Consider the following 9,921-nt stretch of genomic DNA (forward strand, 5'->3'; position numbering starts at 1 on the left):
TTATTTTTTCTCGGTTCAGTTGTCCGGGAGTCGTTTCTTTCTCTCGGCACTTATCTAACATAGCAATCCTTCCTTTTTCTGTCAAGGGGTTTGAGAAATATTTTTTTAGGGGTGGGTAAAATCAGAGGCTATTTCCGGTCAAGGGCTTTATATAGCAAGGTTTTTCGGCGTTCTTCCTTATAATTTTAAATATCTACTGGGTGTTGACCATAATAAGGTAGGGCTTCTGACCAATGGGGATTTTTTCCTTGCTGCCAATCTAAATAGGCTAATTCTAAAATGCTGTTGACGGTGGCGGCTAAGTGAGATGTGGCTAATATTAACTGATTGTTATGCCAATTAGTTAGGGTTTTTTGCCATGCGGCTGGGGTGAACACTGCATCTGGTAATAGAGCAGTAATGCCAGAATTATCAGGGTTGGGTTGATAAATAGCACCAAAAACTTGTCCCCTCTGAGCTGGCATTTCTACGGCAATTATTGGATGTTGGTAATTTCTTTGTAATTTATATTCTTGCCAAGCTACTGCGGCTAGGGTGGAAACTGTAAATGCGGGAATTTTTAGCTGTTGTGCTAGTGTCCGAGCGGTGACAACACCAATACGAGTTCCTGTAAAACCACCAGGACCTTTGGCAACGGCGATAAATTCTAGGTCTGCCCAGGTTCGTGGTTTAATCACTTCAATTAAGTATTGATGAATATGACTGGATACGTCACGCCCTAAGTTCCAAACTTGAGATTGGGGATAGTCTGCAAAGTTGCTAATTGCTAAACCGAGTTCTGGTGTGGTTGTGTGTAATGCTAAAGCGTATTTATCCGATGAGAGATGTTTAATTATGGTTGTCAAGGTAAATGCAAATATATTTTTATGATAAACATTACAGCATAATTCAGAAGTTAGAGGTGAAATAAGTAGGTTGGCGTTGAAAATTGTCGTTATGGCAAGGCAAGAGGCAATAGGCAATAGTAAAAAAGTTTTCAGCGATGTTACGTTTCTTTACACAGGTTGGTTTTATTGTGTTCACCTACTTAACCTTGATTTTGGGCTTTTGCTCTTTTTCTGCTAGAAAATACTAAATGTGAATAAAATACCACTGCGGTTAAAACCGCTCGTGTCGCTTATATCTCAGGTCTAAAGACGCTGAGTTTTACGCTTACCGGATGTCTCTATAATTGGAAGTTAATGGAGTTTGTGAGAATTGGTGTTGCTGATTTTGGCTGTGAATACTCAGCAACATCCCAAAATCTAGCCTAAATTAGGTGGGGACTAATTCACCTGGACGCAATTTAGACCATTTACCTGTTTCTTGTTTGAAGCTGAGACAACCAACAACGTCCCATTCCATTTCAATTATTTCGCCTTGTGTGCGAATATTGACGTTGATGGAGGGTTCGTTGGGGTCAAAATCTGGTGTTTCTGTCAGGTGTGGCTGTTGGTGCTGGGTTTCTACGGCGTTGTAGGTGACGCAGCGGTCTACATAGTGGCAATTCACGCAAATACACATAATAGAACCAACTCTCAGAAGCTTTATAGTTAATGTAGCGTGAACTACTCCGCCGTAAAACGGACGGAGCTTCCCAATTCATCGGGAATAGCCTCAAGGACTTCGTAGTTCTATTGGTCTGACATTCCCTCCAAGGGCAGGAGTCCTGGTTCCCAAGACCCAAATTTTTTCCTTGGGACACTTACCTATCAGCTTGGTTTTCGCTTACGGCATTGGTGGTCAAGATTATGAATATCTTACCAGAAAACCTGGGGACTGGGGATTCATCATCCCCACCTTATGAGTACATTGAAGATGGGGACTTCCGCAAATCGTTAAGCAAAAATAATCAGCATTAGTTACTAGGTTGATTTTTATTAAAATGGATGAATTATCTGAATTAGTTGTTTCTCGTCTAGCTGCCAAAAGTTGGCCTTTTAGTCTGGACTATTTGCCGCAACCTGTTTATATGGTGGGTGGTGCGGTGCGTGATGCGATTTTGGGTAGGGTTCGGGAATATGTGGATTTAGATTTTATTATTCCAGGGGATGCGGTGAAGGTGGCGAGGAAGATTGCTCAACGTTATCAAGCTGGTTTTGTGTTACTTGATGCTGAAAGAAGAATTGCCCGTGTGGTGTTTCCTCATGCTACGGCTGATTTTGCTCAACAGGAGGGGGAAAGTTTAATTACGGATTTGCATAGAAGGGATTTTACTATTAATGCGATCGCCTATAATCCCCATACTCAAGAAATTATTGATCCTTTGCAAGGCTGTAAGGATATAGAATCTGGACTGTTACGGATGATATCACCTATAAATCTACAAAATGATCCTTTGCGGTTAATGCGGGCTTATCGTCAAGCCGCCCAACTTGGGTTTACTATTGAACCAGGTACTCAAGAGACAATTCGCAGTTTAGTGACCAGTATTATCCAGGTAGCAGCGGAACGGATACGGGTAGAGATTAGTTATTTATTAGCAAGTTCTCAAGGAACATTTTGGCTAAATACTGCTTGGAAAGATGGTGTTTTGACTAGTTTGTTTAAAAACGCAACCGATAAAAGTTTTATTAAGTTAGCTGCTGTTGATCAAGCTTATGCTCTAATTAGCAACAATTGGCAACAATTAGGAGAAGAATTAGGAAATTATGTGCGAGAAACTGTGAAAACTTCTTGGTTAGCTACTGCTAAACTAGCTTGTCTTGTGGACTTAAACCCGGAAATTGCCGAAGTCGAATTACAGGAACTTACCTATAGTCGGGCAGAAATTCGGGCTGTGACAACGGGATTAAGACTGTTTTCGGAAATAAAAGCGATACATAAGCCTTTGCGAAAACAGTATTTTCTGTTTCGGGAAATGGGAATTTTATTTCCGGCTGTGTTGGTATTAGCTTTAGCAAATGATATTGTGGCGAAGGGGATGTTTGAAAAAAGTATGTTAGTTAGTTATGAACCCTTAATTAAGCGTTATCTTGACAAAAACGATGTGGTTGCACACCCTATTCCTTTACTCAATGGTAAGGACATGATGAGGGCGTTAAACATTCCTGCTTCACCACTGATAGGTGAATTATTAATGGAAGTTGGTGTTGCTCAAGCTGAGGGAAAAATTTCTACAGTAGAAGCAGCGATAGAATTTGCCAAAAATTTAGTCAAAAACTAAATTTGTTATATTCACTTTTGAGTTGTTTAATTTTTATGGAGTAGGGAATGAGTCTGATTTGGCAGGCTGATTTTTATCGTAGTCCGCTACAAAATGTTGAAGGGCAAGTGCTATGGGAGTTATTAGTTTGTGATGAAACTCGCAGTTTTGAGTTTACAGCAAGTTGTCTCCAATCCCAGGCTAATTCTACTTGGCTTGTCCAACAATTACAATTAGCGGGTAAGGACAAGTTACCAGATGTAATTCAAGTATTTCGTCCTCAGTCTTTAAGTTTAATGACAATTGCGGCCAATAATTTAGGGATTCGGGTTGAAGCTACTCGGAGAACTTTGGCTTTAAAACAGTGGTTAGCAGCAAAGCAATATTCTCTAACTATGGATAAACTACCTCCATTACCATTACCGGAAAATCTATGGGGGGAAGAATGGCGGTTTGCGACGATTCCATCGGGTGATATTGTGGATGAGTTTGCAGAACGGCTAATTCCTTTTTTGCAAATACCAGAATTTCTCAAACCGATTAATCTGGGTTTGGCTTCAACAGTACCTATACCTGGTGTGGTGATTTACGGTGGGAGGAAATCTATGCGGTTGGCGCAGTGGTTAAAGGAAAGTCAGCCCGTTTCATTAAACTACATCGCTGGTGCGCCTGATGGGTTAGTATTAGAAGCTGGTTTAGTAGATAAGTGGGTGTTGGTGACTTTTACTGATGAGGAGGTTACTGTTGCGGGTAAATTGTACCAAGAGAGAAAACAACTAAGTCGGGGACTGCATTTTTTGTTGGTGCAACCAGATGATTCGGGAATGACTTATAGTGGTTTATGGTTATTGCAAGATGAAGATTAAAAACTAATGCTTGTTATATTTTGCTACCGAGGACAAGCCTACTTAAACATGAAAATTCATGTATAATAGGAGTCTTGGGTATTAGTAATTATTCATATGGGAACTTGGCAAGTTAACCAAATGTCTACATAATGATTAAAGAAATCATAACTTAGTCAAGATTTCTTGACCTTTTAAACGAAAATTAGACCAATCAAAGTTTAATCGAGATATTCAGCTAATTCATGTAAGCTAGAAGCAAATGAGCGAAATTAGTCAACGCAGGGTTGTTATTGGTGATGTGCATGGACACTATGAATGTTTGATGTTGCTGTTGGAGAAAATAGCCCCCACATCAGAGGATCAAGTATATTTTTTGGGAGACTTAATTGATCGTGGTCCAAAAAGTGCCGATGTTGTTGAGTTTGTTAAAGAAAATGATTACCATTGTTTGCTAGGTAATCATGAGCAGATGTTATTAAATATCATGACTGGTAATAATGCTGCGTCCACAAATATGCAAACGTGGTTATATAGTGGAGGACAGGCTACCATTGCTAGTTACCAATCTGCAACAATTCCTAAACAACATCTAGATTGGTTTGAGAGTTTGCCCACATATTTAGATTTGGGAGATTTTTGGTTAACTCATGCAGGTGTTGATCCAAAAAAGAGTGTGCAAGAACAGACGGCGGAAGAACTATGCTGGATTAGGGATGAGTTCCATCGGATAGAGCAACCATATTTTGCAGATAAGTTGATTATAGTTGGTCATACTATAACTTTTACTTTACCTGGTGTGGCTCCTGGTAATTTGGCGCGGGGGCAGGGATGGTTAGATATTGATACTGGTGCTTATCATCCCCGTAGTGGTTGGTTGACGGGGCTAGATATTACGAATAAATTGGTTTATCAGGCTAATGTGTTCAGTAGGTCTGTGCGGACTGTGGCTTGGGAAGAGGTGATGACAATTGTTCAGCCACAAGAGTTCGCAGGTAGCCGCCGTCATAGAAAACGAGAATAATTATGGCAAAAATGCTCTCATTTTGCTTTGATACACGGGATTATCTAAACCATAATTTTGACGACTTGGTTGATTTTTAATCTGATTTTGCAGGGAGATGACGCGATCGCTGGCTCCTGGATGTGTACTTAAAAATGCAGGTACGGAACTACTTCCTTGTAGCTTTTTCATGAAAGAAACCATTGCTGACTGAGCATAACCAGTGCGGGTTATGTTTGCTAATCCTCTTTTATCAGCATCAAATTCGTCTTGGCGACTGCGGGGAAGATTAAGGGCGAGTTGCACACCAATTCCTACAGCTTTACTTTTATCTAAACCGGATACGGTAGCTACACCACTGGTTATAGCTTGTTGTCGCATTTGTTTAATTAAATGTTTGCCTTCGATATGTCCCATTTCATGAGCTAATACACTGGCAACTTCGGCTTCATTATCTGCTGTTTTTAACAAACCTGTATTCACATAAATAAAACCACCAGCGGTTGCAAAGGCATTAACAGCAGGATCTTCGACTACTTGAAAAGTATAAGCAATATTTGGGCGAGTGCTATTAGCTGCTAAACGTCTACCTATTTGTTCAACATAGTTGTTTAGTTGTGAGTTAGGAGAAATTCTGACTTCTTGCTGTATTTCTTGATTCATTTGCTGCCCAAGATCAACTTCCTGGCGATCGGATATATTAGATAGGTTAAATATTTGGGTTACTTGTGGGAGTATACGGATCAGATCGCTAAAACCTATAGCTTTACTTGATAATGGTGTACTCAGGCACACAGTCAAAGCCACGCTTACAGAAATGAACGGATACAAACAGCGACGCTGCCACAAACGATAATTTGTCCAAATTCCTTGAGAGTTAATCATAATCCGGTTATATGAGATTGGTGTAAGAACTTAAAATCAGAGGACGAATTTTCAGGTTACTAAGTTGCATTTTCAACTCCAGATAGTGCAAATAGTCAATTCAAATAACTTACTGCTACTATGATAAACTGTCGCATAACCATAAAGTCTAGTTTCTGTCAATTCTGATTCAGTGATCAAGATTGTGGATCACTTTAAAGAAACTGTCGGTACAATCAATTACTTAGCTGAAAACTTAACTGCAACTTATCCAAACCTGATTATGGCTATTTTAGATTCTAAAGGTCGCTTATTCGGTAAAATTAACCTATTAGATTTAGGGGCTGCATTAGTAATTTTGCTAGTGATAGTGGGTATCTTTATTTTCCCTGGTACTTCTGGTTCTGTGGCTCAAGTGGGTGCGAAAACAGTACCCATTGAGGTAGATTTACTGGTACGTGGACTCAATGTTCGTAATCCTCAACAGTTAATTAAAGAAGGATTTACAAAAGGTGGTAAAACTAATGTAATTATCCGTAATCAACCTTATGGTCAGATTGGGATTAAATCTGTTGAGCAGTTAGAGAGAACACTGACAATTGGTCAACCAGATGGTTCTGTGAAAGAATTACCAGATCCTAGAAAAATTAACTTTAGTACAGATTTTCTCTTGACTTTAGAAGGACAAGCTACAGTGACTAAGGATGGGCCTGTTCTTGGTAATAGCAAGGTGAAAATTGGAATGCCTTTTGAATTAGAAGGTTTTAACTATAACTTTAATGCGTCTGTAGTTGATATTCGATTACAGGATAAATAGCATTTTATTTAAGGATGAAATTCTCCTGGTTTCATCCTTAAAGTTAGTAAAAACCATCTATTTATAATTTTGTAATCAAGTAGGTAAATACTGTGGCACAGGCTTCGTCTTCTTGGCGACAATTGATGAATCAAGTTTCAGAAATTCAGATCAAGATTCCCAAACATTTTTCTGAACCTGGTATTTTGCTGGGATTACTGACAATTATTGTAGCTATGCTGCTTTGGAGTTGGCAATTGCTGTTAGCTCTGGTGGTGGGTATTGGGATGATGGTATTTACTTACTCAGTGCAAAAATGGAATTGGCAATTGCGCTGGTTAGAAATACGTAAGTTGATGAGTAGCACTAATAGTAAGTTAGCTTATGCGATCGCCAGTGGTGGTATTGCGACTGTGATAACTTACATGGCTTCGGCAATTTGGGTTGATGCTCCTAGTCATTGGTTGGCTGCTGGTGCGATTGTGCAAGGCATGGGAACGCTATTAACTTTAATTTTGCTGGTGTGGCAAATATTCAGTTTTCAAGGAAATCGAGAAGAAGATTATATTGATCAATTGTTAAACAATTTAACGGAAAAGGATTCTTTAAAACGTTTACTTTGCATACGTCAACTCAATAAACTGATTACCCGTCAGCGAGTTGATACGGTAATACAACAAGATATCGGGGAATGTTTACAACTATTACTGAGTCAGGAACAAGAAGTCATGATTCGGGAAGCCGCTTTGGATTGTTTGCAAAATTTAACTGGGTTGCAAGTGCTAAAGCCTATTCAGACAAAGGTATTTATTTCCGCAGGGATACGGCACACTACCTGAACGCTATCAGAGGGTAGGGGCGCGGGGCCTGCGCCCATTCGGGAGTATGGCTAACGCCACGCTACCCTATCAGCAAGCCCTACTTAAGTAGGTGAACACAATAAAACCAAACTGTGTAAAGAAACGTAAAATCGCCCAAACCCTTTTCACTCTTGCCTCTTGCCTTGCCATAACGACAATTTTCAACACCCACCTACTTAGTTGGGGTATTTTGTTTTAATTCTTCTCTGAGGATTTGCTGGTAAATCTTGGGTAAGGAACTACTAACAGAATTATTTTCTATCCCGTATCCTAAACTTGTCCATGTGGGGGAGAGTTTTCGGAGAACGTCATTTAATTTTTGTTGCTGCAATAGTTTAGGGATATCTACACCCCAAACTTTTGAATCATTTAACCAACGGTAAACTACTACATCTTGATACTCTGCTTCAAAGCTATAATTAGTCCAAAGCATGATTTTGGTGGGTTTTGGATGATAACGAGGGGCAACTTGATCCCACGTAGTATTAATAATTTGATATCTACCTGCGGCTGTAGAACAATTACCTGTATTCGGTCCGGTAATGATGGTGACACATTTTTGAGGATGATGACTGAGATCATGAACTTGTTCACCACCATACAAGAGAGAGTAGGGACGATCACCACTGGCTTCGCTGGCGGATATAGTTCTCATTAATGCCCGAATATAAGGATCTCCACCTTTCATGACTAGAGGGGGCTGTTTTCTGGTAAATATAGATATAGGTTCGGGGGATAATTGTATATCCCCAAAAATATACCACTGAAACAGGTAAACAAAGCCCAAGAGTGAGGCAATGGGAGCGATGAGTTTTTCTACACCTTTGAGTTCAAAGTTTTTCAGAATTTAACTCCTTTTAGTTATTTCTTTGGACTAATAAGCAAAAATTAACTTTTTTTTTATTTCCGAAGATTACTCGGCTCGGTAATATTGCTATGATGATTGCATTTTGGTATTTAGCTACAATATCAATTATTGAATAAAAAAATATTCAAGGCGGTTAAAACCGTCGTCAGTGAGCTTGTCGAACTGCTCGTTGGTGGGCTGCGTCGAACCATCCCTCTCAGGGTTAAAGCCGCTGAGTTTCCCACTTACTGGGCATTCTTATGACTGTGAATTGCTTACACCTAAATTTACCATTTTTCTCGTTGTTGACTGACTCTACATAATTAGTTCATGCCGTTTGTGTAAAGTTCATGACAATTTTTTGAAATTTTCGTGAAAATTGGATTTTGAAGCGAAAAAACTTCCCTGAAGTGGGAATGATGAATATAGACAACTTTCCAGATATAGAAAAAACAAATTTATGGTTACAAACAATAGTAAATATCAATCATGGGAAGTAGCAGATGAGACTGTATTACAGGAGGCTCATCTAAGCGCAACTAAATTTTATGGTAATTATCAAGATGGGATGGAAATGTATGCTCCTGTGGAGCAGGTAGAGAAGTATTTTAATACTCACTCTTCCTGGTTTGGTCGTTGTGCAGAACCGATGAAGGTAAGCCGGATAGGTGAAAATAGTTATGCTTTGGCGGTAGGTAAATTTGGTGCTTTTGGTTACGATGTAGAACCGAAGATTGGCTTGGAGTTGTTAAAACCTGAAGATAATGAATTCCAAATCCGAACTATTCCTGTACCTGATTATCAGTCACCTGGTTATGAGGTAGATTATAAATCATCAACACGATTGATAGGTGATTTAGATGGGGTTACGCGGGTGGAATGGGAGTTGGACTTGGTTGTTGAGTTGCAGTTTCCTAGATTTATTCAGCGATTACCCTATTCGTTAATTCAGTCTACTGGCGATCGCATTCTTAATCAAATCGTCCGTCAAGTTTCCCATCGTCTCACACACAAGGTACAAAAAGATTTTCATCAATCTCTGAATATACCTTTTCCGCAAAAGAAACACAGGTAATAACAGTCTAAGATATTGTTATCAGTGGGTTAATTTCCAAAAAAGATTTAGCTTAAACAGTAGAAGCCTCTCACCTACCCGATAGGGAGGTGATGAGATGAATCGCCAAGATTGGTATTGGTCCTGGGGAGTAGATATGTGTGTTTACTATGAACCAAACACAGAAGAACCAGCAAAATCTAAATCAATTGTTCCCGATGGATTTTTAGCTTTAGGAGTGGAGAGACTCAAAAATGAAGGGGGTAGATTAAGTTATTTATTATGGGAAGAAAAAGTATTACCAATTGTGGTATTGGAAGGGTAACCCAGTGATTAGTATGGACAGTAAAAAAAAGAGTTAATTGCCAATTTATATAGAGAAGGAAGTATTTATACTGATGCTCCAATCAAGGTATTAGACCACGACTTTCCATCTTTGGCAATAAGGTATTCAAAAATCCGAAATTACCGATTGTGACACCAGGGGGTGCGGAAGGTGGGTTAATATCACCGTCCGTTCGACAGTTC

At 39.4% G+C, this 9,921-nt stretch carries 11 protein-coding genes; 7 read left to right on the forward strand and 4 right to left on the reverse strand.

All coding sequences use genetic code 11. From position 1 onward, the window contains the following. Positions 1 to 185: 185 nt before the first annotated feature. Together tsaB and NG743_RS15315 are read right to left on the reverse strand one after the other, a co-directional pair. Positions 186 to 845, reverse strand: coding sequence for a tRNA (adenosine(37)-N6)-threonylcarbamoyltransferase complex dimerization subunit type 1 TsaB (gene tsaB, locus NG743_RS15310; RefSeq protein ID WP_027403579.1), 660 nt, complete (start codon positions 843 to 845; stop codon positions 186 to 188). Between the two features lie 409 nt (positions 846 to 1,254). Further along, on the reverse strand, positions 1,255 to 1,503 hold the full coding sequence (locus NG743_RS15315; RefSeq protein WP_027403580.1) for a Ycf34 family protein: 249 nt from the start codon (positions 1,501 to 1,503) through the stop codon (positions 1,255 to 1,257). A 361-nt stretch (positions 1,504 to 1,864) separates the two neighbouring features. Here NG743_RS15315 and NG743_RS15320 point away from each other — a divergent pair, with 361 nt between their 5' ends. The 3 genes from NG743_RS15320 (at position 1,865) to NG743_RS15330 (ending at position 4,993) form a co-directional block, all read left to right on the forward strand. Then, positions 1,865 to 3,145 (forward strand): tRNA nucleotidyltransferase/poly(A) polymerase-related protein, encoded by a 1,281-nt coding sequence (locus NG743_RS15320; RefSeq protein WP_027403581.1) that lies wholly within the window; start codon positions 1,865 to 1,867, stop codon positions 3,143 to 3,145. 47 nt (positions 3,146 to 3,192) lie between these two features. Further along, a complete protein-coding gene (locus NG743_RS15325) occupies positions 3,193 to 3,990 on the forward strand; it encodes a Tab2/Atab2 family RNA-binding protein (RefSeq protein WP_257120374.1) in 798 nt (265 codons plus the stop codon). Positions 3,991 to 4,231: 241 nt separating this feature from the next. After that, on the forward strand, positions 4,232 to 4,993 hold the full coding sequence (locus tag NG743_RS15330; protein ID WP_027403583.1) for a metallophosphoesterase family protein: 762 nt from the start codon (positions 4,232 to 4,234) through the stop codon (positions 4,991 to 4,993). Here the strand turns inward: NG743_RS15330 and NG743_RS15335 are convergent, their stop codons facing one another. Next, the gene (locus NG743_RS15335; RefSeq protein ID WP_027403584.1) at positions 4,994 to 5,857 is read right to left on the reverse strand and encodes a M48 family metallopeptidase; all 864 of its coding nucleotides are present in this window, start codon (positions 5,855 to 5,857) and stop codon (positions 4,994 to 4,996) included. A gap of 262 nt (positions 5,858 to 6,119) precedes the next feature. On the opposite strand from NG743_RS15335, the gene NG743_RS15340 reads away from it, so the two are divergent. After that, positions 6,120 to 6,653, forward strand: coding sequence for a DUF4330 domain-containing protein (locus NG743_RS15340; RefSeq protein ID WP_027403585.1), 534 nt, complete (start codon positions 6,120 to 6,122; stop codon positions 6,651 to 6,653). A 92-nt stretch (positions 6,654 to 6,745) separates the two neighbouring features. Next, positions 6,746 to 7,471, forward strand: coding sequence for a hypothetical protein (locus tag NG743_RS15345; RefSeq protein ID WP_027403586.1), 726 nt, complete (start codon positions 6,746 to 6,748; stop codon positions 7,469 to 7,471). A gap of 193 nt (positions 7,472 to 7,664) precedes the next feature. Here NG743_RS15345 and NG743_RS15350 read toward each other — a convergent pair whose 3' ends face one another. Further along, positions 7,665 to 8,339 carry a glycoside hydrolase family 24 protein gene (locus NG743_RS15350; RefSeq protein ID WP_371316543.1) on the reverse strand — a complete coding sequence of 225 codons (675 nt, stop codon included), beginning with the start codon at positions 8,337 to 8,339 and terminating at the stop codon, positions 7,665 to 7,667. Between the two features lie 460 nt (positions 8,340 to 8,799). Between NG743_RS15350 and NG743_RS15355 the strand changes: the two genes are divergently transcribed. Both NG743_RS15355 and NG743_RS15360 read left to right on the forward strand, forming a co-directional pair. Next, the gene (locus tag NG743_RS15355) at positions 8,800 to 9,414 is read left to right on the forward strand and encodes a DUF1997 domain-containing protein (RefSeq protein WP_027403588.1); all 615 of its coding nucleotides are present in this window, start codon (positions 8,800 to 8,802) and stop codon (positions 9,412 to 9,414) included. Positions 9,415 to 9,511: 97 nt separating this feature from the next. Beyond that, positions 9,512 to 9,718: a hypothetical protein gene (locus tag NG743_RS15360; protein ID WP_027403589.1), complete on the forward strand. Its 207-nt coding sequence runs from the start codon at positions 9,512 to 9,514 to the stop codon at positions 9,716 to 9,718. The last annotated feature ends 203 nt before the right edge of the window (positions 9,719 to 9,921 follow it).

Source organism: Dolichospermum heterosporum TAC447 (genome assembly GCF_024584745.1).
Lineage (GTDB): Bacteria > Cyanobacteriota > Cyanobacteriia > Cyanobacteriales > Nostocaceae > Dolichospermum > Dolichospermum heterosporum.